We start from the raw sequence: 25143 nt of genomic DNA on the forward strand, positions 1-25143 counted from the left end.
AATGCGGATGTCAATTTTGTGGCGAGGTGGACGATGCGGATTTTCATGGCGGCGGATCACGGGGCTTACGAGCTGAAAGAGGATCTGGTGGACTGGATCCGCGATCAGTACGAACTCGAGGTGATCGATTTTGGCGTGCACGGTCCGGAGTCGGTGGATTATCCGGACATGGCCGCCCGGTTGTGTCGGGAGTTGCTCGACTCCGATCCGGATGATCGGGGGATTCTGCTGTGCGGCACCGGCCTGGGGATGAGCATGGCGGCCAACCGCTGGTCCGGGATCCGGGCCGCTTTGTGCCACGACGAATACACGGCGCGTCTCTCCCGTCAGCACAACAACGCCAATGTGCTGGTGATGGGGGGGCGGGTGCTGGGGATCGCGGTGGCGCGCGGCATCGTGGATGTCTGGCTGCGCGAGGCGTTCGAGGGTGGACGCCACCAGCGGCGGTTGGACAAGCTGGAGCAGGCGGGCAAGGGCGGCGGCCATTGATCCGGTTCGCGTCGGGCGGTGCGCGCTGGGAGGGGGTGTTGGGACCGGTTGGTCCCGGTGTTGTGGAATGGGAATCTTGAGCCATGGAAAACAAAACAATGGATGCATTGCGCCTTGCCGATCCCGATGTTTTTGCCGCCATCCGCGAGGAGTTGGGTCGGCAACGCGACCGGATCGAACTGATCGCCTCGGAGAACATCGTCAGTCTGCCGGTTCTCGAGGCCCAGGGGAGTGTTCTGACCAACAAGTATGCCGAAGGGTATCCCCACAAGCGCTACTATGGCGGCTGCGAATTCGTGGACAAGGCCGAGGATCTGGCCATCGATCGGGCCAGGAGCCTGTTCGGTTGCCAGTTCGCCAATGTGCAGCCCCACTCCGGATCCCAGGCCAACATGGCGGCGCTGTTGGCGTTGATGGAGCCCGGCGAGGTGCTGCTCGGCATGTCGCTGGCCCATGGCGGCCATCTGACCCACGGCGCGGCGCCGAACTTTTCCGGGCAGCTTTTCAAGGCGGTGCAGTACGGCCTGGATCCGCAAACCGAACGGATCGACTACGAGCGGCTCGAGGCGCTGGCCCTGGAGCACCGTCCCAAGGTGATCGTGGCTGGGGCTTCGGCCTACAGCCGGGTGATCGACTTCGAACGGTTCCGGGCGATCTGCGACAAGAGCGGCTCCGCGCTTTTGGTGGACATGGCCCACTTCGCGGGTCTGGTGGCGGTGGGCGAGCATCCTCATCCTTTCCCGCATGCCGACATCGTGACCACCACCACCCACAAGACCTTGCGCGGTCCACGCGGCGGCATGATCCTGACCAATCGCGAGGATCTGGCCAAGAAGATCAACTCCAAGATCTTCCCCGGCATCCAGGGTGGTCCGTTGATGCATGTGATCGCGGCCAAGGCGGTGGCCTTCGGCGAGGCGTCGCGTCCCGAATACAAGGCCTACATCCAGCGGGTGCGCGCCAACGCGCGGGTTTTGGCCGAGAGTCTGGTGGCCGGCGGATTGCGTATCGTCTCGGGGGGGACCGACAACCACCTGATGCTGGTGGATCTCACCTCCCGCGACATTACCGGCAAGGATACCGAGAAGGCGCTGGAGCGGGCCGGAATCACCTGCAACAAGAACGCGATCCCCAATGATCCGCGCTCGCCCTTCATCACTTCGGGGATTCGTCTGGGTACGCCGGCTTCCACCACGCGCGGTTTTGGCGTGGAGGAGTTCGCCACCATCGGTCGGTTGATCGTGCGGGTGGTCGATGCCCTGTCCGGCCATCCGGAGGGAGATGCCGGGGTGGAGGCGGAGACCCGCGCCCAGGTGGCGGAGTTGTGTCGGAGATTTCCCGTCTATCCCGGAATGTGACGGATTTTTGAAATCAGGGGGGCCAGGATCGCCCGTGAACCACGATCGTCGCTACATGGCCCTGGCCTTGCGTCTTGCGGCGCGGGCCACGGGACGCACACGACCCAATCCGGTGGTGGGTTGCGTGATCGTGCGGGATGGCGAGATCGTGGGGCAGGGGTATCATCCCCAGGCCGGAGCGCCCCATGCTGAGGTGTTCGCCCTGCGTGAGGCCGGCGAGCGGGCACGCGGAGCCTGTGCGTATGTGAATCTGGAGCCCTGTTCCCACCACGGTCGCACCCCGCCATGCGCCGACGCCCTGATACGGGCCGGCGTGACGCGGGTGGTGGTGGCGATGATCGATCCGAACCTTCAGGTTTCGGGGCGGGGCGTGGAGCGGTTGCGGGCGGCGGGGATCGAGGTGGTGGTGGGGGTGCGCGCCGAGGAGGCGTTCGAACTCAACCGTCCGTTCGTGACCTGGATCGAGCAGGAGCGACCGCTGATCACCCTGAAGTTGGCCGCCTCGCTGGATGGCAAGACCGCGACGCGGACCGGGGAGAGCCAATGGATCACCGGTCCGGCAGCGCGTGCCCGGGTGCAGCGCATGCGCGATCAGCACGACGCGGTGCTGGTCGGCATCGGCACCATTCTGGCCGACGATCCGCGTTTGAACTGTCGCATGCCGGGGGGGCGGGATCCGGTGCGGGTGGTGGTGGATTCGCGGTTGCGCATTCCGGATGACGCGCGGGTGTTCGATTCGTCGGTGGACTCCCCCTTGTGGATCGCCACCGGACGCGGGGCCAACTTCGCCCGTGCCGAGGCGTTGGGTTCGCGTGCCAACGTGCGGGTGATCCCTTGCCGGGAGACCCCGGACGGGCGGGTGAATTTGAGCGATCTGATGTCACGGTTGGCGGAGCTGGATCTGACCAGCGTGTTGTGCGAGGCCGGATCGGTGCTGACCGGTGCGTTGCTCGAGGCGGGTCTGGCGGATCGGCTGGCGTTGTTCGTGGCTCCGAAGTTGATCGGCGGCAAGGATTCGCGTGGTCTTTTGGACAGCATCGGCATCGGTTCGTTGGCCGATGCCCAGCGACTGGTCAACATGAACGTGAGCCAGGTGGGTGAGGATCTGCTGATCGAGGGGGATTTCGAGGGGTCGCGATGTTTACTGGCCTGATCGAGCAGGTGGGGGTGATTCGTTCGGTGGAGCGTTCCGCCGCGGAGTGGGTGATACGGGTGGATTGTCGCCTTTCCGGGGTTCGGTTGGGGGATTCCATCGCCGTTTCCGGGGTTTGTCTGACGGTGGTCGAGTTGCTGCCGCCGGGAGGTTTCGCGGCCCAGGTATCGGCGGCCACGCTGGAGAGTTCGACCCTTGGGAACTTGCGGGCTGGCGTGCGTGTCAATCTGGAGAGGGCGTTGAGTTTTGGCGGACGGCTGGATGGCCATCTGGTGCAGGGGCATGTGGATGCGGTGGGTCGGGTGGAGCGGATCGCGCCGCGCGGTCGGTCGTTGGAGGTGTGGTTTCGCGTGTCTGGGGTGGCAGGTCGTTATGTCGTGGCCAAGGGGTCGATCGCCATCGACGGGGTGAGTCTGACGGTCAACCAGGTGGAGGATGTGGGGGAGGAGAGTCGGTTTTCGATCAACCTGATTCCGCACACTCAGAACGGGACCACGTTGGCCGGGTTGGCGCCGGGGGTTGAAGTCAACATCGAGAGCGATCTGTTGGGTCGTTATGTGGAGCGGTTGTTGGCGCGGGGTGCCGAGTGTGGCGTGGGACGCGGGAAGAGCGGCGGGTTGGATGAGGCGTTTTTGAGGCAGCAGGGGTTTTGAACGGTTGTGGGGGACCGGGGGCGGTCACCGCCCCCGGCAGAGGTTCGGAGGCAGAGCCTCCGAGGTTTTGTTTTTGATCTTGAATCTGTCTTTGTCTTTGATTTTGTTTTTATTCTTTATGATCTTGTCTTTTGACTTTGGCGCGCTCTTCAAAAAAAGCGATTTTCACGTTTTTTGTGAAAATCGCTTGCGCGCGGCCTTGGAACAGGGATCGTTTTGCGAAGTTGGCAAAACGATCCCTGTTCGCCTTGCCTCGGGCAGGTCGCCGGAGGCGGCGGATTTTCTGACAGACCCCTTCACTGTCCCGACGGGCAGGGGGCGCACTTTATTAAGCCCACTTTTGCAAAAGACGCGAAAATGGGCTTAATAAAGTGCGCGAAAAGATGAAAAGTCCCAAGGGCTGTGCCCTTGGATCCCACCAGGGGCCATTGGCCCCAGGACCCCGCCACATGTCGGGGGCCTGAAGACAGATACAAGACCAAAGGCCAAAGTCGCGGGACTCGGCCCCGCTCCCGCCGGAGACGATCATCGCCCCCGGACCCCGTAACCGTTTTTTTGAACCGTCATCCAAACAGGATCAAGAGCGTCATGGAGTTCCAGTTCGATTCGATCGACGAGGTGATCGAGGATTTCCGTCAGGGTCGCATGGTGATCCTGGTGGACGACGAGGATCGCGAGAACGAGGGGGATTTCGTGATCCCGGCCCAGTTCGCCAGCGCGGAAGCGATCAATTTCATGGTGATGCACGGTCGTGGACTGGTCTGCCTGGCCCTGACCGGCGAACGGTCGCGACAGTTGCAGCTTCCGCTGATGGTCGCGGACAACAACGCCCAGTTCAAGACCGCCTTCACGGTGTCGATCGAGGCCAAGACCGGCGTCACCACCGGCATTTCGGCCCACGATCGGGCGCGTACCGTGGCCGTGGCCATCGACGATGCCAGCTCGCCGTGCGATCTGGTGCGACCGGGCCATATCTTTCCGCTGGTGGCCAAGGATGGCGGCGTGCTGGTGCGCGCCGGACACACCGAAGCCTCGGTGGATCTGGCCCGCCTGGCCGGGCTCAAGCCCGCCGCGGTGATCTGCGAGATCCTCAAGGAGGATGGCAGCATGGCGCGGGTGCCGGATCTGATCGAGCTGGCGCGGCGCATGGGCCTCAAGATCGCCACGATCGCGGATCTGATCTCCTTCCGCACCGCCCACGAACAGCTGGTGCGGCGGGTGGTGGAGACCCGCATGCCCACCGATTTTGGCGGCGAGTGGCGGCTGATCATCTTTGCCAACCAGGTGGACGATTTCCAGCATGTGGCGCTGGTCAAGGGGGAGATCGACCCCGAAGAGCCGGTGCTGGTGCGGGTCCACTCCGAGTGTCTGACCGGAGACGTGTTCGGCAGTCAGCGCTGTGACTGCGGCAGTCAGCTCCACGCCGCCATGCGTCAGATCGGTCAGGAGGAACGGGGCATCCTGCTTTATCTGCGTCAGGAGGGGCGCGGCATCGGCCTGGTCAACAAGATGCATGCGTACAACCTGCAAGATCAGGGGTTCGACACGGTGGAGGCCAATCTGGAACTCGGCTTCCCGGCGGATCTGCGCGATTACGGCATCGGCGCCCAGATTCTGCGCGATCTCGGCGTGCGTCGTCTGCGCATCCTGACCAACAATCCCAAAAAGATCATCGGGCTGGAAGGGTACGGGATGGAGGTGGTCGAGCGCGTGCCGATCGAGATCCCGGCCCGTTCCGGCAATGCGGCCTATCTGGAGGTCAAGCACCACAAGATGGGTCACCTGCTGCGGCAGTTCGCGGGTGCGGACAAGGCGGCGTCAGAGGCTGGGGAGTGAGATCGGCATGAGCAGTGACATCAAAACGGTGGAAGGCCATCTGGATGCCAGTGGCGCACGCTATGCGCTGGTGGTGGCCCGTTTCAACAGTTTCATCACCGAACGGTTGCTCGAAGGGGCGGTGGATGCTCTGCTGCGTCATGGGGCGAGCCGGGAGTCGCTCACCGTGTTGCGGGTGCCGGGCGCCTTCGAGATCCCGATGGCTGCCCAGAAGGCCGCTCAAAGCGGTCGTTATGACGGGGTGATCTGTCTGGGCGCGGTGATTCGCGGTTCCACGCCCCATTTCGATTACGTCTCTGCCGAGGTGAGCAAGGGGGTGGCGGCGGTGAGTCTGGAGAGCGGGATTCCGGTCGGTTTCGGGGTGCTGACCACCGATACCCTGGAACAGGCGATCGAACGGGCCGGCTCCAAGGCCGGCAACAAGGGGTGGGAGACCGCGTTGAGCGTGGTCGAGATGATCGACCTGTTCAAGAAACTGGCTGGATAGTCTCATCAGCCTGTCGAGAAGGTCGGTGCGTGCGAGAGGGGGGCGGTATCAGGCCTTCCTCTCTTTTTTTCAGAAGTTTTTCGCAGATGACGTAGCAGGTCGGACAATCACGCAGAGGGATTTGATCATTGAGCATGAATGGCATTTCATCGCATCCACGGTCGGGAACGGGATCGGGCGCAGCCAACGGGACGCGGACCGGGACTCCGGAGAACGGCACGGGATTGAGTCGTCACAAGGCCCGCGAGTTGACTTTGCAGGCTCTCTATCAGTGCGACATCACCGGCGATGGGATCCATCGCGCCGTGGTGCAGTTGTGCGAGGACAACGCAGACGGTCGCGCGGATCTGGATTACTTTCAAAAGGTGGCCGCCGGCACCTGGAGCCGGCTCGAGGAGTTGGATCACTGGATCACTCTGGGGGCGAACAACTGGTCGCTGTCGCGCATCTCCACCATCGACCGGAACATCCTGCGCCAGGGGATCTATGAGCTGTTGGCCGAGCCGGAGTTGCCGGTTCAGGTGGTGATCCACGAAGCCATCGAGCTGTCCAAGCGTTACGGCGGGGATGGTTCGGGGGCGTTCGTCAACGGTGTGATGGACAACGTGGCGGGTCGGATTCGTGTCACGCGGGCGCAAATCGAGGGAGGTATCCCATGAAAGAGGAGATCGCCACGACCCTGGCCTCGGTCGGGGAGTTTCCGTTGATTCGGGAGTTCTTCCAGCCCTTGCGTTTGGAAGGGGTGGCCGGGGTGGTGGCCGGGATCGGGGACGACGCGGCGGTTTTGGCCGTGCCGCGCACCCAGCAGTTGCTGGCCACGGTGGATGCCCTGATCGAGGGGATCCATTTTTCCGCCACCGACGATCCGTTTCTGCTCGGACAGAAGGCGTTGCGGGTGAATTTGTCCGACATCGCGGCCATGGGTGGCAGGCCGAACTGGTATCTGTTGTCGGTGGGTCTGCCGGGGGATACCCCTTCCCAGTGGCTGGCGGAGTTCACCCGCGGGCTGCGTGCCTGTGGCGAGCGGTATGGGGTGACGATCGTGGGGGGCAATACCACGGGATCCTCGTCCGGTCGCACGATTCATGTGACCATGTTCGGTCTGGTGGGTCAGGGGCGGGCCCTGTCGCGGGGAGGCGCCGAGGTGGGGGATCGGATTTTCGTGACCGGCACCGTGGGCGATGCGACGCTGGGTTTGGCGGCACGGCAGGGGAGGTTGACCGGGCTGGACGAGGCGGATCAGCGTTATCTGGAGGGGCGTCTGGATCTGCCGGAACCACAGGTGGCGTTGGGGGTGGCGTTGGCCGATGCCGCGGCGGTGCGTGGGGTGATCGATGTGTCCGATGGGTTGGTGGCCGATTTGGGGCACATTTGCGAGGCGTCGGGCAAGGGGGCGAGGGTGGAGGTCGGACGGATTCCGTTATCCGAAGCGGCGCGGCGTTTGGTGTTGCGCGATCCGGGGTTGATGCGCCGCATTCTGAGCGGTGGTGAGGATTACGAGTTGTTGTTCACGGTCGCGCCGGGTGCGGTGGGGATGGTGCGCACGTTGGGGGAGCGGATCGGGGTGCCGGTGACCGAGATCGGGGAGATCGTCGCGGGGTCGGAGGTTGAGGTGCTGGGGTTGGATGGGGAGCGCGTGGTGGTTGAACAGGGGGGGTGGCGGCATTTTTAGGGGTGTAACGGGCGATGCGGCAGACGAGACTCTCACTGACCCAGAAGGTGCTTGGCGGATCGCTGTTGGGATTCGCGATTACGATTTATTGGTTGGTGATCGTTTCCGAGACGCAGCTGGAGCGGGCGATGCTGGATCAGGTCTACCGACATGCCCAAAGCTACCTGGTGAGTATTGCCCGTCTTCTGGAGGCCATGCCATCCGGGTCCACCCGTGAGCAGTATCGGCAGGTTCTGTTGTCCGGTTTCGAACCCGAACGTCTGACACATCTGGATTTCAAACCCCGGGAGATCTATCTGTACACGGATCGGGGCCAGGTGATCGGTCACACGGTGGTCGGAGAGCACCCCGACAAGCCCATGGATGGGGTGTATGGTCAGGTGATTCGGGAAGGCAAGGCGATCATTTCATCGGACCTGGCCACGGTGATCGAAAATCGGGAGTTCGATGGGCATCCGACTGTGGATGTCATCATTCCGGTTCGTTTGGGAGGCCGGCAGGTCAACGCCGGTCTTGAGGCGGAGCTGGACATGGCCGAGCTGATGCGCCAGATCCGGATCAACGACGATGCCTACGAGAAACGGATCGCGCTGTTGACAACAGCCTCCAGTGTATTACTTTTATTGTTTGTGTGGTGGTTGATGCACCATCTGGCCATTCGTCATGTGCGGCGATTTTCCCAAACCATGTCCCGTTTTGGTTCGGGTGAGCTGGATGCGCGCATCCCCTTGACCTTGCCGGGGGACGAAATCGGAGAGCTTGGACGTGCCATCAACGGCATGGCGGACAACATCGGACGGCTGATGCGCGAACAGGAGGAGAGCTACCTGCAAACGCTTCAGGCGTTGAGCAAGGCCCTGGAGGCCAAGGATTCCTATACGCAAAGCCACTCGGCGCGCGTATCGAAATACTCGGTCAAACTGGGAAAATATCTGGGGCTTTCCGAAGAGCGTTTGAAAAGCCTCAACAAGGGTGCCCTGATGCACGATCTGGGCAAGATCGGGGTGCCGGATGCCATTTTGAACAAGCCGGGGCCGCTGACGGATGAAGAGTATGCGATCATGCGCGGACATGCGCGCTACACGGCGACGATCATGCGTCCGTTGCATCGGTTTCACGAGTTTCTGGAAATTGCCGCCTGGCATCATGAGCACTGGGATGGCAGTGGCTATCCGGATGGTCTTGCCGGGGAGAACATTCCGCTGTTGGCGCGCATCGTGTCGATTGCCGATACCTGGGATGCCATGACCGGGGATCGGGTTTACCGCAAGGGCATGTCTCCGGCCAGGGCCATGGAGATTCTGGAACGGGAGAAGGATTCCGGGCAGTGGGATCCGCGGTTGTTGCAGACGTTTCTCGGCCTGATGCGTGCCGAGTTCAGGGAGGATGAACCGGCGACGTCCAGGAGCGCGGGCGTGGGATGACCGAACGACGCAAACGCTCGAAGAAAATCGATCCCTTCGAAATCGTCGGCCAAAGGGTTCAACCGGGCGAACAGGCGGTGGCCCACATCCCGGTGACCCGCCTGCATACCCATACCCCGGTCGATCTGACGGTGCATGTTTTTCATGGGCGTCGCCATGGCCCCTGCCTGTTCGTGAGCGCCGCCCTGCACGGGGATGAACTCAACGGCATCGAGATCTGCCGTCGCCTGATGCGCCAACGGGTGTTGCGCGGTCTGCGTGGCACCCTGCTGGTGATCCCGGTGGTCAACGTGCTGGGATTTTTGCATCACAACCGCTATTTTCCGGATCACCGGGATCTGAACCGTTCGTTTCCAGGCCTGGCGAACGGCTCGCTGGCAGCACGCACCGCAGATCTGTTCATGCGCCAGATCGTGGCGCGCTCCACCCACGGCATCGACCTGCATGCCGGTACCCGTCAACGCTACAACCTGCCGCAAACGCGCGGCAAGGCGGGTAACGAGGCGGTCGAAGCCATGGCACGGGCGTTTCACGCCCCGGTGCACCTCCAGGCCGATCTGCTGGATGGATCGTTGCGCGCCGCCGCCGATCAAGCCGGTGTGCCGGTGCTGCTCTACGAGGGGGGCGAGGCGCTGCGCCTGGACGAGGTGGCCATTCAGGCCGGCTTGAAGGGGATTCTGGGGGTGATGCGCCATCTGGAGATGCTCGAAGGGAGCAAAACCCCAACGGTCGGGTCCGGCGTGCCGGATCAGGGGAACACCCCTCTACCTCCGACCCGAGGCGCTCCCTTTCGAGAGACCCACGGACGGTGGTGGGTGGCCCGTTCCAGCCGCTGGGTGCGCGCCCCGGAGAGCGGCTTGATGCTGCCGGAAAAACGGGTCGGCGCCCATGTGCGCAAAGGGGAGTTGCTCGGCCATGTGGCCAACCCCCTGGGTTCGGAAATGGTCGAGGTGCGCGCCGATCGCGAAGGGGTGATCATCGGTCACACCAATCATCCCCTGGTCCATCAGGGGGATGCGCTGTTCCATGTCGCTTTTGTCCCGGATGCCGGGGCCCTGCAAGAGATGGTGCAGGGAACCCTGGGCACCGTCCTGCACGAGGGTTTGAACGATGAATTCATGTGACGAGACCACCACCACGACACAGGGCGACGCCACCGACGCGTTGACCCCCACCCAGCGCAAGCATCTGCGTGGACTGGCGCACAGCCTGCAACCGGTGGTATGGGTGGGAAAGGAGGGGCTGAGCCTCAATTTGTTGGCCGAGATCGAACGGGCCCTGGAGGATCATGAACTGATCAAGATCAAGTTCAACGATTACAAGGAGGAGAAGTCCCTGATCCGTGAAGAGATCGAACTCGCCACCGGGTGCGCCCACGCGGGGACCATCGGCCATGTGACGATTCTCTACCGTCCGCGCCGCGAGGTGGCCAAACGCAAGATCGTGTTGCCCGTCAAGCCATGAGCGGAGGTCCGGGCGGGGTGGTGCGTCACGAGGTGCGCCTGGAAGGCGCGGTGCCGGTGGCGGTGACGCTGGTGCTGGCGCGGGGCGCGGAGGTGGAGGTGGATCTGGTGCGACACACGGTGACGCAACGGGCCGGTGCGCCGCTGAAGCCGCGTCATGAGGCGTGGGTCCGGGAGATCGCGGTCTATCTGGCGGGCCAGCAGCTGCTCGAGAGCGCCGAGGAGCGACGCGAGCGCCAGACCGACGGGCGCGCGGCGATCACCTTCGAACCGCGTCCCAAGCCGGGGATGATCTGGTGGGGGTGAGTCGCGAACAGGGGGAAACGGACCAGGAGGGTGAGACCATGTGGATGGGGAACGGGGATCCGGAAAAACGGGCGCTTTTGGATCTGTGGCGGGAGTTGGAAGCCGGGGAGCGGCAGACGCTGTTGCGGTTTGGACGGTTTCTGATCAGCGACCGGCCTCAGACCGGGAGCGGCGCGCCGACCGAGGTCGTTCCCGTGGAGCCGCTGGCCATTCCACGCCCCGAGGTGGAGAGCGCGGTGGCGGGATTGAAGCGGTTGAAACGGACCTATCCGATGATCGAGGCGGATGGCGCGGTGCTGTCCGAGGCATCGCGGATTCTGATGGGCAAGGTGACCGGGGCCACGGACCGGGAGATCATCGATCAGTTGGAGGTTTTCTTCGGCGGGTGTTATGAGACGTGGCGGGAGAAACACGGGAGTTGAGTCGCGCGCCGTGGGCAGGGTGGCAGGATTCAATCCGTCTGCTCACGATCTTCGGAGGGGCGGGCGGTTTCACGGTCCCTTGGGAGCGGGCGCGGTGAGACGCGGCGGGGGTTGATGCTCTCCCGGATCCTTGCGGGTGGTGAGGAGATCCTCCAGGGCCAGTCCGAGCAGAGATGCCACCACCACCGCGGCCAGCCACCCTCCCACGCGCCCTTCCAACCAGGATGGGACGGGCAACGGCTCCGGTGCGGAGGCGGGGTGCAGGGACCGCCAGATCATGCCGATCCCGTACACCAACCCGAACAGGGTGGCCACTCCAAGCGTCAAAAAGATCAGGATGCGCATCCCATTCTCGTCAAAAGATAACCATTCAGGCCCCCTGCAATCGTGGGGGGTCTGCATAATTACGTCAAAAGAGTGATACTCAGTTGCGTCATGATTCTGGCGGTCGCGCCCCAGACCCGGTTGCCCTGATGGTCGAAATGGTCGGCCTGCGGAGAGAGATTGATCGCTTCCAGAAAGAATTGCAAGGGAATCAGGAGCGTTTCCGCGACTTCGGCTGGATCCGGGGTCAGAACGAAGGGTGGATCGAGCCGGGCCGCGAAGGGATGGATCAAAAAGCCGGTGATCTGGGTCGGCGTGGGGGGCAAGAATCCAAGGATCGCCGAGGGATCGAGACGAATGCCCAGCTCTTCTTCCATCTCCCGAAGGGCCGTGTGCAACGGGGATCGATCCTCGGGTTCGGCGCGACCGCCGGGAAAGCCGATCTGTCCGGGGTGGTGGGCCACGCTCTGGGTGCGGCGGATGAACAGCAGATCCCAGCTTTCGCCGTTGGGGATAAGCGGTATGATGACCGCGGCCTCGACCATGGCGGCGGGAAAAAAGAAGCGGGCCGCATGAACTGGCCCGCTTTTTTCATACAGAGAGGAAACGATGCACGCCTCGGTGCAACGGGCGTTCAGGAGCGACGGCTCCACCAACGGGAGGCGCTCACTGGGCGGCACGGAGCACGGGGACGGATTCGCCATCGACCGGTTCACTCAGGGCCATGGCGAATTGTGGAATGCGTCTGCCGTTGTTCGCCGAGGGGTTGACGAGATCATGCCGTGCCTGGGCATGCGTCCGCTGGATCATCAGGTTGGGCGAGGGGGGTGGGGCTGCCCTGGACGGGAGATCCTGTTTGTTGAGACGCGCCTGTTTGGTGGGGATGGATTTGTCACCCGGATGCTTTCTGGATGCCAGGGAACGTTTTTTGCTGTTGGCGGTTTTTTGGTAATAGTCCAACACCTTGCCCACGTAGCGTTGGGTTTCGGTGAGGGGCGGGACCCCCTGGTAGCGTTCGACCATTTTGGGTCCGGCGTTGTAGGCGGCCAGGGCGTGTGGGATTTTTGGGAACTGTTTGAGCATTTGATTGAGATAACGGGCGCCGCCGCGCAGATTCTGCTCCGGGTTATGGATGTTTTTGACCCCGACGAGTTTGGCGGTTTCGGGCATGAGTTGCATCAGGCCGATGGCTCCGTCCGGTGAGACGCTTTCGTTGTTGAAGTCCGATTCGGTGGCCACCACGGCGCGCAGCAGGTCGGGATCGAGATTTTCCTGGATGGCGATCTTGGTGATCAGGCGGTCCAGGGGGGTATCGGCTCGGGCACTGGCCGGAGCGATGGAGATGGCGACCGTGAGCCAGAACAGAACGGTCAGCCGGTTGACGTGGAACTCCCGACGGGAGGTCCACGTTACGGGGGTGGAGGGGGTGTTTCCCCCATCATGCGGTTCCTCGGGGAGGGAGGACCAGGATACCGGACAGTTGACGTCCGCAAGGATCCTGGTGTCGATGAACCGCGCGGCGGTGACTGAAGAAAAAGGATTCCAGAGCATAGGTACATTGTTCCAGATTGAAGATTTGACGAGCGTCAAGTCCGGTCTTGATGAGCCGTGCAAGGACGTATCCAGGTAAATCAAAGGCCATCCTAGCCGATTTCTTCTCCATAGAAAAGAAATTTTGGCAATCCATGCCAATTTTATCCTGTGTTGCAATAATAATTTGTTCTCGAAAGTCAGTGTTTACTTCGTAATGCTTCGGACCGATACATGGACCGATCAGCACCCGCAATTGTTCCAGGCAGGCCCCATTTTCCAGCAGGACAGTCAAGGTATTCTCCAGGATTCCGGCCACCGCGCCGCGCCAACCGGCATGCGCCGCCGCGACGATGCGTCGTTCAGGATCGGCGAAGAGCACCGGCGTGCAATCGGCGGTGAGCACTGCGGCCACCACGCCGGGGCGATCGGTGACCACCGCGTCGGCATCGGGACGGGGGCCGTTCCAGCCGGCGACGGCCACGGTATCGCCATGCACCTGATTGACCAGGGCCAGTTCCCTGGCATGGGGGGCCAGGGCGGCGAGCAGAGACGCCCGGTTGTGGGCGACGTGCGCGGGATCGTCGCCCACATGATCTCCGAGATTGAACCCGGCCCAGCTCCCCGTGCTCACCCCGCCCTGTCGGGTGGTGAAAAAGGGGAGAATTCCCGGACACGCGACGGAATTTTTCCAGGGAAAAATGATATTCTCTTGATTTTCCGGTTCCGGACTGTAACAATGGTGTGTTTTCTTCATCATTGAAGCCTATTAACTCCTTGCTCCTGGGCTAGCGCCTTGGGGCCAGCCGTCCGAAACAAAACCGAAAGGAGGCGCCGTGGCTTATTACGAGTCAATCTTCATTGTACGCCCGGATCTGACCACCGAACAGGTGGATCAGGTCGCGGCTCGCGTGGCCGAGATCATCACCGCCAATGGCGGCACGATTCTGCTGCACGAGCTGTGGGGTCGCCGTCAACTGGCCTATCCACTCAAAAAGAACACCAAGGGCTATTATGTCTTCAATCTGGTCGAAGGGGGCGGCGCGCTGATCGCCAACCTGGAGTCCCGCTTGATGATCGACGAGGATGTGCTGAAATTCCAGAACATTCGCGTCAAGAGCGCCAATCTCAACCCGTCGCCGCTGGCTCCGTCCGCCGAGCGTGCCGCCGAGGAGTCCGAGCGTCTGCTGCCGGGTGACGAGGGGTATGGCGAGCCGGATGAAGAGTACGGCGAAGACGAGGAAGAGGAAGAACTGGAGGTCTGATCCGTTCGATTCCGGGCGATTCCCGCCGGATCGCGAAACGGGTCCGGCTTGGGGTACCCTCCCGGAGCAGGGCTTTGTAGCGTGGCACTCCCGTCAGGGGGGGCACGGATGGGGGTTCCCCCATCAGGCGGGTTGAACGGATGAGCATGGGCGGAGAAACGCGACCGAATCCTGACGTCATCGTGGCGGAAGCGACGCGGGCCGCCAACTTTGTGGAGTTGGAAGGCCGACTGATCGAACCGGTCGATTTCCGGGTCACCCCTGCGGGTCGGGCGGTCGCCATGCTGGAGTTGGAGCATCTCTCCAGCCACGACGATCCGGAACCCGGTCTGCGGCTGGAGGCGCGCATGGTGGTGGTGGCCATGGGGCCCCTGGCGGAACGGTATCGCGCGTGCGCGGTCGGTTCGAGGCTGCTGGTCCAGGGACGACTGAACCAAAAACGGTGGATCCGCGATGATCGGGTGCGTTGGGGTCGTCTGGAGTTGCTTGCCAGGGAGATCCAACGGGTCGATTCGTGATCCGAAGCGTGCAAGCCGGGAATGTCGGTCTTTCGCGCAAGCCGGGAAGGTCGTTCGACATCGCACGTTTGAAGATTTCAGAGGTGTTCATATAACGATCACGTGTCATGCCGGTCATTTCCGGGTGGCGCGACAACCATATCGATTGAGGTAGTTGACATGTCCGATCAAGACAACGATTCCAACGAGAGCAACGCGGGCAACGAGGGTGGATCGTCCCGTTATTCGGGTCGTCCGGGCGGTGGTTTCCGTCCTGGCATGGGGCGTTCGGGTGGTCGTCCGGCTCCGGGTGGCGCTGGTGGCGCCCGTCCAGCGGGCGCGGGTGGCGCACCAGCCGCGGGTGGTTTCCGTCGGCCCTTCTTCCGCCGTCGCAAGGTGTGTGTTTTCTGTGCCGACAAGGCGTTGGAGATCGATTACAAGGATCCCAAGCTGATGCTTCGTTTCATCACCGAGCGTGGCAAGATCGTTCCCAGCCGGATCACCGGCGTGTGTGCCCCCCATCAGCGTCGTCTGAGCAAGGCGATCAAACGCGGACGCAACATCGCCTTGTTGCCGCATCTGGTCAAGTGAGTCGGCTTCGGCCACGCCGGTCGGAGGCCGATTCATGCGTCCGCTCAGTTGGGTGACCAATCCGGTTTTTGCTGGTACCCAGGCCCTGGTGCTGATGATTTTGCCCATGGGTCTGCCCGTGCTTGTGCCGTTGCAGATCTTCGCCCCCTTGCCGGTGCTTCTCACCGCGCTTTGGGGCGGAGCGCAATCGGCCTGGATCGGCGCCACCATTCCGGTGGTGGGTGCTTTTCTGCTTGGGGATGGCTTGCGGTTCCCTCTGACCGCATTTTTGTTGTTTTTCGGCTTTCCTATGCTGGCGGCGCATTTGATTCGTGCCGGCTGGAGAGTCAACCAATGTCTGGCGTCGGCGTTTCTGCTCGGCATGGGGGCCTTGCTGTTGTTGTTCGTCTGGTCCCTGGTGATGGGGTTGGACATGCAGGCCGAGACCGCCTTGCAACTGGATGGATTCAAGAACAAGGTGCTTGCCGCCATTGCCAAGGAGGGTGGCAATGCCGTAGTCTTGACCGAAGCGCGGGCCGTACTGACTCCGATTCTCGACATGCTGTCTCTGCTCATGCCGGCTTTCGTGGTATCGGGTTGGTTTTTGATGCATGTGGTCAATCTGTTGGCGGCCCGTTTTCTGGTGCGCCGATGGGGTGGGGAGGGTCTGTTCGCCGGTGAGGATCTCACCGAGTGGCGTCCGCCGTTCCAGCTGGTTTGGGTGGTGATTGCCTCCGGGGTGTTCGCCTATGCGGCCCAGGGTTTTTCCAGGCAGTTGGGGGCCAATCTTTTTCTGTTGTTCACCATCCTTTATTTTCTGCAGGGGATGGCGATCATTCAGGCCGGCTTTCGTCATCATGCTGTTGCGGGTGTATGGCGCACGTTGTTTTATCTGGCGTTGTTTTTCTGGCATCAGGTCGTGTTGTTTGTGGCGGCTGTGGGCCTGTTCGATATTTGGGTGGATTTTCGCAAACGTTTCTTTCGTACCAGCCATGACGGGGACGATTCCCCTGGGAGTGAATAGCCATGGAAGTAATTCTGTTGGAAAAGATTGGCAAGTTGGGTGATTTGGGTTCCGTGGTTGCGGTGCGTCCGGGTTATGGTCGCAACTTCCTGATCCCGGAGGGCAAGGCCTTGCCGGCCACCAAGCGGAATCTCGAGCGGTTCGAGTCGGAGCGGGTGGCATTCGAGGCGCGTCAGCAGGAGATTCTGGAGCGGGCGCAGGCTTTGGCTGCCCGGATTGCCGGGGTTGAGGTGGTGTTGGATCGGCCAGCCGGATCGGGTGACAAGTTGTTCGGTTCGGTGACCAATTCGGACATTGCCGGATTTTTCACCGAGCGTGGCATCGAGACTCCGCGTGGTTCGATCGACGTGCCTCGTCCGATTCGCACGTTGGGTGAGCATGTGGTGCGCATTCGTTTGCATCCGGACATCATCCCCGAGGTGAAGGTTCGGGTGGAGCGGCGGGTCAACCGTTGATGGTTTTGGGTGATGAGGTGTGACGATGGCGCTTTATGATTACAAGTGCGATGCGTGTGGTGTGAGTTTCGAGCGGGATCATCCCATGTCGGCTCCGCCGGTGAAGGTTTGTCCGGAGTGTGGTGCCGAGAAGGTGCGCAAGATTCTCTCCACGGGTGGGATTCAGATTGGCGGGTCGCGGAGTGTATCCCCGCCGCCGGCCATGCCGTGTGGATCGGGTGGTTGTGGTGGGGGGATGTGCGGTTTGGGGTGAGTGTTGTTGAGTTTGGTTATGGCGCCGTTCGTGGGGGAACCTGCGGGCGGCGTTTTTTTTGGGGGGGTTGGCGGGGATGAAAGGCGGGGATGAAAGGCGGGGATGAAAGGCGGGGAAAAACTGGCGGGGTCCAGGGGCCAGTGGCCCCTGGTGGGGTTCGGGGCGAAGCCCTGAGGTTTTGATTTTTGTCTTTTATGACTTTTTCCTTTCGCGCGCTTTTCACGATAAGCGATTTTTCGCGTTTTTTGCGAAAAATCGCGCAAGCGCGCGGTCTTATGTGCCATGAATCGTTGCCGGTTTCTGGCAACGATTCATGGCGAATTGCGTGTCGGACACCCACCGCCTTCGGCGGCCTGTTTTTTTGGCCATGTTCGCGGGAACGTTTCGCCAAAGGCGCGAAACGTTCCCGCAGCCAAGGCAGCGCGCAGCGATTTTCACAAAAGACGTGAAAATCGCTTTTTTGTAGAGCGCGCTAAAAGCAAGAGCAAAGACCAAGAAGAGATTCAAAGAAGAGGTTCAAAGAAAAAAATCAACACCAAAACCCCAGAGGCTCTGCCTCCGGACCTCCGCCGGGGACCTTCGGCCCCCCGTCCCCCGTAACAGTAACGGAAACGCTACTCCGTCACGCTTCTCCCTTCTCTCCTTCCCCTTTTTCCCACCGCGCCACCAACGCCTCGGCACTGGCCAACTCCTCCGGGCTCATCTCCTCGGCGGACAACTCCAGATTCTCCAACGCATCGATCAATCCCCCACGCGCAGCCAACAAAAACCATGCCCGCGCCTGAACCATCTCCCGCTCTACCCCCTCCCCGGTGGCATGGAGAATCCCAAGATTGTTGCACGCCTTGAGATCTCCCTGCCGGGCGGCAAGCAGAAACCAGGCCGCAGCCTGGGCGGGATCCGGTTCCACCCCCAAACCCTCCAGATACAGGGTGCCCAGATCATATTGGGCGGGGGCATACCCCTGCTCGGCGGATAAACGATGCCAATGCTCGGCTTGCGCATAATCGAGCGGGACATCGATGCCTTCGAGATACATGGCCGCCAGATTGTGCTGGGCCTTGGCATCGCCCCACTCGGCCAACGTGGCCAAGGTTTGGGCATAATCCCCCTCGTCGAGGTTGTAAAGCCCGCTGGCGTGAATGGATGGATTGGCTAACAGGGTGTCAACGTTCAAGAGTGTGCAACCGCTTAAGGGTTTCCCTGATCGAACGGATGGATGAAAAGGAGGTGGCGCAGGTCGATATGCAAAAAATAAGCCGACAACCTGTTGCCGGCGCGCGATCCCGATCCCCTCATCCCACGGGTTCGCCCCGCATCCCACGGGTTCGCCCCTCACCCCACGGGTTCGCCCCTCACCCCACGGGCGCGATCAGGAAAACATCGGGGTCGATCCCATCCCCATCCATCACCCGCACCCTCTGCCCCTCGATTCGCAACCGCCCCTCGGCGTAGAGCTTGACCGCCAGGGGATAGAGGCGATGCTCGTGTTTCAAGATGCGCGCGGCCAGGGCGGAGGCGTCATCGTTGTCGAGGATCGGCACCACCGCCTGGGCGATGATCGGTCCGGCATCCACCTCCTCGGTGACGAAATGGACCGTGGCCCCGGAAAAACGGGCGCCAGCCTCAATGGCCCGCTGCTGCACATGCAACCCCGGAAAGGCCGGGAGCAGGGCAGGGTGGATGTTGAGGAGCCGCCCGGCAAAGGCGCGAATGAAGCGCGGCGTCAACACCCGCATGAAACCGGCCAGACAGACCAGCTCGACCTGGGAGGCGTTCAGGGCGTCGATCATCGCCTGTTCGAAGGAGGGGCGATCCGGATGGGCTTTGTGATCGATCACCAGAGTGGGTATGCCGGCCTGCCTGGCCCGCTCCAGACCGAAGGCATCGGCACGGTTGCTGATCACCAGGGCGATGCGCGCCGGGATGAAGCCGTCGGCCACCCGGTCGATGAGCGCCTGGAGATTGCTGCCACTGCCGGAGATCAGGACGCCGAGGCGCAAGGGAGCACGGGGAACCGGAACGGAGTCAGTCATGGATCGCCACCCTCGGGTCGGAGTCGGCACCCCGCGCCACCACCCGACCGATGGTCCACACCTCCTCGCCCGAGGCGCGCAGGGAGGTCAGGGCGGTCTCGACATCGGCCTCGGCCACCACCGCCACCATGCCCAGACCACAGTTGAAGGTGCGGTTCATCTCCGCCTCCTCGATGTTGCCGAGACGCTGCAACAGATCGAAGATCGGCGGACGGGGCCAGGCGCGTTTTTCGAGGATGACCGAGGTGACATCGGGCAACACGCGCGGGATGTTTTCGGTGAAGCCGCCGCCGGTGATGTGGACCAACCCTTTGATGGTGATCCGTTTGGCCAGATCGAGGATGGCCCGTGCATAGATGCGGGTCGGGGTGAGCAGCGCCTCGCCCAGTCTCTTTTCGCCGGTCGGCGTGGCGAATGGGGCATCGAGACCGGGACCGCCCGGTGCCATCACCAGATGACGGATGAGGGAGTAGCCGTTGGAGTGGGGTCCCGAGGAGGCGATGCCGAGTACCACATCCCCCGGCGCGATGGTCGAACCGTCGATCAGGGCGGGTCGATCGACGATGCCCACCGCGAATCCGGCCAGATCATATTCGCCGGGCGGGTAGAAGGAGGGCATTTCCGCGGTTTCGCCGCCCACCAGCGCGCAGCCGGCCTGACGGCACCCCTCGGCGATCCCTTGGATCACCGTGGCGGCCACTTCGGGATTGAGCGCGCCGGTGGCGAAGTAGTCGAGGAAGAAGAGCGGTTCGGCGCCTTGCACCACCAGATCGTTCACCGACATGGCCACCAGGTCGATGCCTACGGTGTCGTGGATGCCGGTGAGGAAGGCGAGTTTGAGCTTGGTGCCCACCCCATCGGTGCTGGAGACGAGCAGCGGATCGGCGTAGTGACGCCAGTCGGGCCGGAACAGGGCTCCGAACCCTCCGATGCCGCCCAGCACACCGGGACGGCGCGTGGAAGCGACCGCCTGGCGGATCAGTTCCACCACCCGGTTGCCGGCGTCGATGTCCACGCCGGCGTCGCGATAGGTGGTGGCGCGGGGGGTGGCGGTTGGACCCGTGGCGGAATTTTCTGGATTGGACATGGCGGGTGATTTTCCTCGACGTGCTTGGGGGTTTGCTCTTTTTTCCCAAGAGAGGTTACACTAGCCGGGCGTGATGGGGAATGCGCGAAGAATACAAACTGAACAATGATGGGGTGGAATCCCCTCACCCCCGACCGTGGAACGCACTTTAGAGGTTGTTTGGTGATTCCATGAAAAGGAATCACCAAACCTGCGCGAATCGAAACAACATCGATTCGCGCTTCTCGGATTGCTGCGCAATTTGGCGGGCCCTGATGGGCCAGCGTCGGCTGTTCGGCATTTGCCAACCAGCCTCTTAGGGAAGTCCATGGCCAAGAAAGTGGGAGTCTGGATCAGCATGAGAATCTCGAGGGATCCTTTTCGTGGGATGTCGGTTGGATGGGGCGCGTGGATCTGGCTTGGCGCGTTGTGGCTGGCCCTGCCGGCCTGGGCCGCGGACGGGGCGGGCGGTTCGATCTACGAGATGCGCGGCATCGAGGTGTCGGTGCCGATGAGCAAGGGGCTCGAGGCCACCCATGAGGCCGGAGTGACCCAGGCGCAACGCGAAGGATTGCGGCGCCTGCTGCTGCGCATGTTGACCCAGACGGAACGCGACGCGCGCAAGGAGTATCTGGCCACCCTGACCAAGGAGCCCAAGCGGCTGGTCGAACGGACCGTGGTGCGCTCGGAAAAGCAGGTCGGGGAGCGGTTGAACCTCCATCTGGATCTGCACTACGCCCGCAAGGAGGTCGTTGCCGCCCTCGGCAAGGAGAAGATCCCCTTCACCGAGGCGGCCTATCCTCTGGTGCTGCTGATCGCCTCCGAGGAGAAGACGGAGGGGGCCGCGACCCTGTTGTGGAAAGCCATGCCCGCCGCCGCCCGCGAACTGGGACTCAACGTGATGCAACCCCTCGGGGATCTGGAGGATTTGACCCAACTCTCCGCCGAACGGGTCGAAAAGGGGGATGCCGGGATGCTTGAATGGGCGGCCAGCCGCTACGGCGTCGGTGAGGTCTGGGTGGCGCGGGCCACCGCCACGCCGGTTACCGGTGGCAAGGGGGCGCGGATCAAGGTGTCGGCCACGTTGACCGTGGCCCGTCCCCATGTCGCCCCGGTCCGGATTCAGGCCGGGGAGGAGAAAGGCGCCTCTTCCGCCGCCGAGGCGGCCAATGCCGTCTATCCCGCCGTGGCGGGCAAACTGGCCCAGCAGATCCTGGAACAGTGGGTCGGGGATCATGTGATCCAGCCCGGCAACAAACGCACCTTGCGGCTGCGGGTGATGCACGACGTCCAGGTGGCCAAAATGACCGAATTCCTGGCCGGTCTGCGCGCCGTGCCCGGCATGGCCGAACCCCGCCTGGTCCAGGCGACCGCGCGGGAGAGTCTGTTCGATTGCGAATTTGCGGGTCGTGACGAGCAACTGGATGCGGCGCTGGCCAAACTGGTGGTCAAGCGCGAAAAAAGCGAGGAGGGGCTGACGCTCTGGTTGATCCCGCCGCCCAAGGGTGACACTCCGGCGCCTGCCGCCGCGCCCGCGCCTGCCGCGACCCCGGCGGCGGCACCCGCCGCCCCCGCGCCAGAGGCCCAACCCGAACCGGCCCCTCCCGGCAAGACATGGATGTGAGTCCATGAGGATCATGGCTGGGATGGAGAGTCTCCGGGTTCGCGAACCGCTGTTCATCGCCGCCGGCACCCGTGGATCCAAGCGGGTGGGGGGGCGTGAGCAGCCCTTTGTTCCGATCCGGGAGCGGACGAGCATCGAGCATGTGGTCGCTGCGGCGTTGGAGGCCAGGTCGGTGGGACCGATCTACGTCTGGGGGGACCGGGAACGGTTGGAATCCCGCCTGACGTGGGCAGTGCAACGGGCGCGGGAGAAGGGGATCGAGCTGCATCTGGTCGAGGAGGGGAACCATTTCGTCGAGAGCTTCGTGATGACGGTCTTGCGCCATCTGCACGGGACGCACGGCATCAGTCTGAATCCGGAGGTGTTGACCGAGCCCCTGGGTCCGCGTCATTGGGCGCTGTGGCGGGAGTTGAGCCAGGAGGAGTCGATCGCCGCGACACGGGTGAATCTTCTGACCAGCGATCTGCCGCTGATCCGCCCCGAGGAGATCGACTGCCTGGTCACCGGCAAACGGTCGGATGCGGATCTGGTGTTGGGACGCACGCACCGGTCGGCCATCGATGCGGCGGTTGCGCGTTGCGACGAGCCGTTCCAATACGATCGGGCGGTCAAGAACTACTATGCCTTTCTGGCCGGGGATGAACCGGTCGATCTGATCGTCAACAACTTCCTGGCCGGACGACCGTTCCGGGTGCCGCGCTTCATCTGGAATCTGGCCGGACACCTGTTCAACAACCGCACCATCATCGAAGGAGGGCGGTTCAATCTCAAAAAGATCAAGAACAACGTGGTGTTCGTTAAATCGCTTTTTTCCAAGGCGCGTCAGGACGACAGCGAAGGGATCGCGAACGTCCGCAAGAATTACTATCAGATGTTGAAGGCCTTCTCGTTTCTTCTGCGCGCTTATTTCATCATTGTGAAAAACAAGGAGGCCAATCGCAAATTCCGCGATCTGGCCGTTCTGGAAGAGCGGATCCGCACCTTGACCGGCATGACCCTGACCTTGCACATCAGCGCCTGCGCGGGTCCGGCCCTGGATATCGATACCGAATACGAGATCGAATACATTGAGCGCCATTTCGAACGACTGCGCGGTGGGGAGATGGCCCGGAGCCCGGCCTGAAATCCCCCCCGGAGGATGCCGACCATGCTGCAACTGATCCTGTCGTTGGGCGTGGATCCCCTGTTCACCTTCGGGAATTTCATCGTCGGAACCTCCAACCGTCTGGCGCATGCGGCGGTTGGGGGGGTGATGGAATCCCCGGCCACCAGCCTGTTGTTGATCGGCGAGGCCGGCTGTGGCAAGAGCCATCTGCTGCATGCCGCGGTGGCCGACCGGCAGGCCGGGCAAGGTCGCCATCTGGCCGTCTTTCTCGATCCGGAGGCCCTGGGCCTGGCCTTGGCCGATGGTGGGGAGGGGGCCCTGACCGGTTTTCTGGAGCGCTGGTCGGGCCGGGTGCTGGTGGCGGTGGACAATCTGGAGCGCATCGCGGCGGGACCGGAGGTGGTCCAGGAGGGGTTGCTGTTTTTGTTCAATCACCTGCGTGCGTGCGATGGTCGTCTGTTGGTCGCCTCGCGTCTCTCCCCCGTGGAGTTGACCGCGTTGCGGGCCGATCTGCGCTCGCGGCTGTTGTGGGGCCAGATGCTGGAGATCGCCCCGCCGGACGATGCCGAACGGGAGGCGATTCTGGCCAAGCTGGCCGCGGATCGTCAGGTGCGCATGAATCCCGAGGTGATCCGTTTTCTGTGCGCCCGGCTGCCCCGTCGGATCCCCGATCTGGCCGAGGCCCTGGACCGTCTCGATCGTGCCGGTCTGGAGCGGATCCGGCCCCTGACCGTGCCGTTGGCCAAGGAGATCCTGGGGTTGTGACACCGGGGATGGCCTGACTCTTCGGCTGATCCGCCCGCGGTCAGGCGGTTGCATCCGGCTCCCCGGCGGTCGTATCCTGGGGCGCGCAGTCACGTCGCGGAAGACGGACAGCCGTATGCATGACGGGGGCCGCGCTTCGTCATCCTCCGATTCCTCTCGTCGATGGTCCTTTCGTGCGCATTCTGACCTTCTCCACCCTTTTTCCGCATGCCGGCCATCCCGTGCATGGAATTTTCGTGGCCGAACGGCTGCGTCATCTGGTCGCCACCGGAGAGATCGAATCCCGGGTGGTGGCCCCGATCCCCTGGTTTCCGATCACCCATCCACGCCTCAACCCCTTTGTCCAGTTCGGCACCCGGGCCCCGGCACGCGAAGCGATCCACGGCATCGAGGTGCTCCATCCGCGCTATTTTCTGCCTCCGAAAATTGGCATGACCAGCGCGCCTCTGTTGCTGGCGGCTGGCGCGTTCGCCACCCTGCGCCGCTTGATCGCCAACGGGTTTGACTTCGATCTGATCGACGCCCACTATTTTTATCCGGATGGCATCGCCGCCTGGCTGCTCGGACGCCAGTTGGGAAAACCGGTGGTGATCACCGCCCGTGGCAGCGATCTCAACCAGATCCCGGCCCACTTCTTGCCTGGTTGGATGATCCGTCGCGTCGCGGAGCGGGCGGATGGCCTGATTACCGTGAGCGCCGCACTCAAGCGCGTCCTGATCGGGATGGACATCCCGGACGAACGGGTCACGGTGCTGCGCAACGGAGTGGATCTTGAACGCTTTTCACCGGTGGAACGGGAAGCGGCGCGGGCGGCGTTGGGTTGGCGAGGCCCGACGCTCCTCTCCGTGGGCCATCTGATCGAACGCAAGGGGCATGATCGGATCATTCGCGCCCTGCCCGAGTTGCCCGGCGTCCATCTGGCGATCGCCGGTTCGGGAGCGTTGCAAGAGACTTTGCGCGCACTGGCATGGGAACTTGGCGTGGCCGATCGGGTCCAACTGCTGGGAGAGATCCCGCAAGGTCAACTCAGGCGCTACTATTCCGCCGCCGATGCTCTGGTGTTGGCCTCGAGCCGCGAAGGGTGGGCCAATGTGCTCCTGGAGGCCATGGCCTGCGGCACGCGGGTCGCGGCGACCCGCGTCTGGGGCGCGCCGGAGGTGGTCACCGCGCCCGAGGCCGGGGTGTTGATCGAGGGGCTTGAACCGGCGGCCATCGCGATGTCGGTGCGCGATCTCCTGGCGCGAGCGGCGGATCCCGAAGCCACCCGTCGCCATGCCGAGACATTCTCCTGGGAGGCGACCACGCGGGGACAGTTGCACCTGTTTCGCGACATTTTGCAGGGGGGGTGACCGCCTGACAACCGGCC

At 62.8% G+C, this 25143-nt stretch carries 31 protein-coding genes; 24 read left to right on the top strand and 7 right to left on the bottom strand.

All coding sequences use genetic code 11. The features are described from left to right. Nucleotides 1-33: 33 nt before the first annotated feature. The 14 genes from rpiB to ACOY6C_RS01490 all read left to right on the top strand — a co-directional run bounded on the left by rpiB (nucleotide 34) and on the right by ACOY6C_RS01490 (nucleotide 11263). Nucleotides 34-489, top strand: coding sequence for a ribose 5-phosphate isomerase B (gene rpiB, locus ACOY6C_RS01425; protein ID WP_420903693.1), 456 nt, complete (start codon nucleotides 34-36; stop codon nucleotides 487-489). An 83-nt stretch (nucleotides 490-572) separates the two neighbouring features. Beyond that, a complete protein-coding gene (gene glyA, locus ACOY6C_RS01430; protein WP_420903694.1) occupies nucleotides 573-1847 on the top strand; it encodes a serine hydroxymethyltransferase in 1275 nt (424 codons plus the stop codon). 34 nt (nucleotides 1848-1881) lie between these two features. Next, nucleotides 1882-3000, top strand: a complete 1119-nt coding sequence (gene ribD / locus ACOY6C_RS01435; RefSeq protein ID WP_420903695.1) for a bifunctional diaminohydroxyphosphoribosylaminopyrimidine deaminase/5-amino-6-(5-phosphoribosylamino)uracil reductase RibD — start codon at nucleotides 1882-1884, stop codon at nucleotides 2998-3000. After that, on the top strand, nucleotides 2985-3653 hold the full coding sequence (locus ACOY6C_RS01440; RefSeq protein ID WP_420903696.1) for a riboflavin synthase: 669 nt from the start codon (nucleotides 2985-2987) through the stop codon (nucleotides 3651-3653). The genes ribD and ACOY6C_RS01440 overlap by 16 nt, the downstream gene beginning before the upstream one ends. Nucleotides 3654-3732: 79 nt before the next feature. Further along, nucleotides 3733-4020 carry a hypothetical protein gene (locus ACOY6C_RS01445; RefSeq protein WP_420903697.1) on the top strand — a complete coding sequence of 96 codons (288 nt, stop codon included), beginning with the start codon at nucleotides 3733-3735 and terminating at the stop codon, nucleotides 4018-4020. Nucleotides 4021-4241: 221 nt separating this feature from the next. Beyond that, nucleotides 4242-5489: a bifunctional 3,4-dihydroxy-2-butanone-4-phosphate synthase/GTP cyclohydrolase II gene (locus ACOY6C_RS01450; protein WP_420903698.1), complete on the top strand. Its 1248-nt coding sequence runs from the start codon at nucleotides 4242-4244 to the stop codon at nucleotides 5487-5489. A 7-nt stretch (nucleotides 5490-5496) separates the two neighbouring features. Next, the gene (ribH, locus tag ACOY6C_RS01455) at nucleotides 5497-5976 is read left to right on the top strand and encodes a 6,7-dimethyl-8-ribityllumazine synthase (RefSeq protein WP_420903699.1); all 480 of its coding nucleotides are present in this window, start codon (nucleotides 5497-5499) and stop codon (nucleotides 5974-5976) included. Nucleotides 5977-6110: 134 nt separating this feature from the next. Further along, on the top strand, nucleotides 6111-6635 hold the full coding sequence (nusB, locus tag ACOY6C_RS01460) for a transcription antitermination factor NusB (RefSeq protein ID WP_420903700.1): 525 nt from the start codon (nucleotides 6111-6113) through the stop codon (nucleotides 6633-6635). Next, nucleotides 6632-7648 carry a thiamine-phosphate kinase gene (thiL, locus tag ACOY6C_RS01465; protein WP_420903701.1) on the top strand — a complete coding sequence of 339 codons (1017 nt, stop codon included), beginning with the start codon at nucleotides 6632-6634 and terminating at the stop codon, nucleotides 7646-7648. Before nusB ends, thiL begins: the two co-directional genes overlap by 4 nt. A gap of 14 nt (nucleotides 7649-7662) precedes the next feature. Further along, nucleotides 7663-9072: an HD domain-containing phosphohydrolase gene (locus tag ACOY6C_RS01470; protein WP_420903702.1), complete on the top strand. Its 1410-nt coding sequence runs from the start codon at nucleotides 7663-7665 to the stop codon at nucleotides 9070-9072. Then, entirely contained in the window at nucleotides 9069-10196 is a 1128-nt protein-coding gene (locus ACOY6C_RS01475; RefSeq protein WP_420903703.1) for a succinylglutamate desuccinylase/aspartoacylase family protein, read from the top strand. Before ACOY6C_RS01470 ends, ACOY6C_RS01475 begins: the two co-directional genes overlap by 4 nt. Further along, nucleotides 10183-10536: a ribosome assembly RNA-binding protein YhbY gene (gene yhbY, locus ACOY6C_RS01480; protein WP_420903704.1), complete on the top strand. Its 354-nt coding sequence runs from the start codon at nucleotides 10183-10185 to the stop codon at nucleotides 10534-10536. Before ACOY6C_RS01475 ends, yhbY begins: the two co-directional genes overlap by 14 nt. Further along, nucleotides 10533-10841: a hypothetical protein gene (locus tag ACOY6C_RS01485; RefSeq protein ID WP_420903705.1), complete on the top strand. Its 309-nt coding sequence runs from the start codon at nucleotides 10533-10535 to the stop codon at nucleotides 10839-10841. The genes yhbY and ACOY6C_RS01485 overlap by 4 nt, the downstream gene beginning before the upstream one ends. A 38-nt stretch (nucleotides 10842-10879) precedes the next feature. Next, on the top strand, nucleotides 10880-11263 hold the full coding sequence (locus ACOY6C_RS01490; protein WP_420903706.1) for a hypothetical protein: 384 nt from the start codon (nucleotides 10880-10882) through the stop codon (nucleotides 11261-11263). Between the two features lie 69 nt (nucleotides 11264-11332). Here the strand turns inward: ACOY6C_RS01490 and ACOY6C_RS01495 are convergent, their stop codons facing one another. From ACOY6C_RS01495 to pgeF, 4 genes are read right to left on the bottom strand one after another with little or no spacing between them, the layout of a single operon-like run. After that, nucleotides 11333-11608, bottom strand: a complete 276-nt coding sequence (locus ACOY6C_RS01495; RefSeq protein ID WP_420903707.1) for a hypothetical protein — start codon at nucleotides 11606-11608, stop codon at nucleotides 11333-11335. A gap of 59 nt (nucleotides 11609-11667) precedes the next feature. Then, nucleotides 11668-12291 (bottom strand): NUDIX hydrolase, encoded by a 624-nt coding sequence (locus tag ACOY6C_RS01500; protein ID WP_420903708.1) that lies wholly within the window; start codon nucleotides 12289-12291, stop codon nucleotides 11668-11670. Further along, nucleotides 12254-13138: a lytic transglycosylase domain-containing protein gene (locus ACOY6C_RS01505; RefSeq protein WP_420903709.1), complete on the bottom strand. Its 885-nt coding sequence runs from the start codon at nucleotides 13136-13138 to the stop codon at nucleotides 12254-12256. Before ACOY6C_RS01505 ends, ACOY6C_RS01500 begins: the two co-directional genes overlap by 38 nt. Beyond that, nucleotides 13026-13709, bottom strand: a complete 684-nt coding sequence (gene pgeF, locus ACOY6C_RS01510) for a peptidoglycan editing factor PgeF (RefSeq protein ID WP_420903710.1) — start codon at nucleotides 13707-13709, stop codon at nucleotides 13026-13028. The genes ACOY6C_RS01505 and pgeF overlap by 113 nt, the downstream gene beginning before the upstream one ends. Nucleotides 13710-13953: 244 nt before the next feature. Between pgeF and rpsF the strand changes: the two genes are divergently transcribed. From rpsF to ACOY6C_RS01540, 6 genes are all read left to right on the top strand, one after another. Next, a complete protein-coding gene (gene rpsF, locus ACOY6C_RS01515) occupies nucleotides 13954-14382 on the top strand; it encodes a 30S ribosomal protein S6 (RefSeq protein WP_420903711.1) in 429 nt (142 codons plus the stop codon). Nucleotides 14383-14528: 146 nt separating this feature from the next. Continuing rightward, a complete protein-coding gene (locus ACOY6C_RS01520) occupies nucleotides 14529-14900 on the top strand; it encodes a single-stranded DNA-binding protein (RefSeq protein ID WP_420903712.1) in 372 nt (123 codons plus the stop codon). Between the two features lie 159 nt (nucleotides 14901-15059). Continuing rightward, nucleotides 15060-15470: a 30S ribosomal protein S18 gene (gene rpsR, locus ACOY6C_RS01525; RefSeq protein ID WP_420903713.1), complete on the top strand. Its 411-nt coding sequence runs from the start codon at nucleotides 15060-15062 to the stop codon at nucleotides 15468-15470. A 34-nt stretch (nucleotides 15471-15504) separates the two neighbouring features. Further along, the gene (locus ACOY6C_RS01530) at nucleotides 15505-16473 is read left to right on the top strand and encodes a DUF2232 domain-containing protein (protein WP_420903714.1); all 969 of its coding nucleotides are present in this window, start codon (nucleotides 15505-15507) and stop codon (nucleotides 16471-16473) included. A 2-nt stretch (nucleotides 16474-16475) separates the two neighbouring features. Continuing rightward, on the top strand, nucleotides 16476-16928 hold the full coding sequence (gene rplI, locus ACOY6C_RS01535; protein ID WP_420903715.1) for a 50S ribosomal protein L9: 453 nt from the start codon (nucleotides 16476-16478) through the stop codon (nucleotides 16926-16928). 25 nt (nucleotides 16929-16953) lie between these two features. Beyond that, nucleotides 16954-17181: an FmdB family zinc ribbon protein gene (locus tag ACOY6C_RS01540; RefSeq protein ID WP_420903716.1), complete on the top strand. Its 228-nt coding sequence runs from the start codon at nucleotides 16954-16956 to the stop codon at nucleotides 17179-17181. A 622-nt stretch (nucleotides 17182-17803) separates the two neighbouring features. On the opposite strand, the gene ACOY6C_RS01545 is transcribed toward ACOY6C_RS01540, so the two are convergent. The 3 genes from ACOY6C_RS01545 to purM all read right to left on the bottom strand — a co-directional run bounded on the left by ACOY6C_RS01545 (nucleotide 17804) and on the right by purM (nucleotide 20304). Then, entirely contained in the window at nucleotides 17804-18358 is a 555-nt protein-coding gene (locus ACOY6C_RS01545; protein ID WP_420903717.1) for a tetratricopeptide repeat protein, read from the bottom strand. Nucleotides 18359-18536: 178 nt separating this feature from the next. After that, nucleotides 18537-19217 carry a phosphoribosylglycinamide formyltransferase gene (purN, locus tag ACOY6C_RS01550; RefSeq protein WP_420903718.1) on the bottom strand — a complete coding sequence of 227 codons (681 nt, stop codon included), beginning with the start codon at nucleotides 19215-19217 and terminating at the stop codon, nucleotides 18537-18539. Continuing rightward, a complete protein-coding gene (gene purM, locus ACOY6C_RS01555) occupies nucleotides 19210-20304 on the bottom strand; it encodes a phosphoribosylformylglycinamidine cyclo-ligase (protein WP_420903719.1) in 1095 nt (364 codons plus the stop codon). Before purM ends, purN begins: the two co-directional genes overlap by 8 nt. Before the next feature lie 367 nt (nucleotides 20305-20671). Here purM and ACOY6C_RS01560 point away from each other — a divergent pair, with 367 nt between their 5' ends. The 4 genes from ACOY6C_RS01560 to ACOY6C_RS01575 all read left to right on the top strand — a co-directional run bounded on the left by ACOY6C_RS01560 (nucleotide 20672) and on the right by ACOY6C_RS01575 (nucleotide 25126). Further along, nucleotides 20672-21907 carry a DUF2066 domain-containing protein gene (locus tag ACOY6C_RS01560; protein WP_420903720.1) on the top strand — a complete coding sequence of 412 codons (1236 nt, stop codon included), beginning with the start codon at nucleotides 20672-20674 and terminating at the stop codon, nucleotides 21905-21907. Nucleotides 21908-21911: 4 nt separating this feature from the next. Beyond that, the gene (locus ACOY6C_RS01565; RefSeq protein WP_420903721.1) at nucleotides 21912-23030 is read left to right on the top strand and encodes a hypothetical protein; all 1119 of its coding nucleotides are present in this window, start codon (nucleotides 21912-21914) and stop codon (nucleotides 23028-23030) included. Between the two features lie 24 nt (nucleotides 23031-23054). Continuing rightward, nucleotides 23055-23777, top strand: coding sequence for a DnaA/Hda family protein (locus ACOY6C_RS01570; RefSeq protein WP_420903722.1), 723 nt, complete (start codon nucleotides 23055-23057; stop codon nucleotides 23775-23777). A gap of 119 nt (nucleotides 23778-23896) precedes the next feature. Beyond that, nucleotides 23897-25126 (top strand): glycosyltransferase family 4 protein, encoded by a 1230-nt coding sequence (locus ACOY6C_RS01575; protein WP_420903723.1) that lies wholly within the window; start codon nucleotides 23897-23899, stop codon nucleotides 25124-25126. Nucleotides 25127-25143: the final 17 nt, after the last annotated feature.

Source organism: Candidatus Magnetaquiglobus chichijimensis, assembly GCF_045865675.1.
Classification (GTDB): Bacteria; Pseudomonadota; Magnetococcia; order Magnetococcales; family Magnetaquicoccaceae; genus Magnetaquiglobus; species Magnetaquiglobus chichijimensis.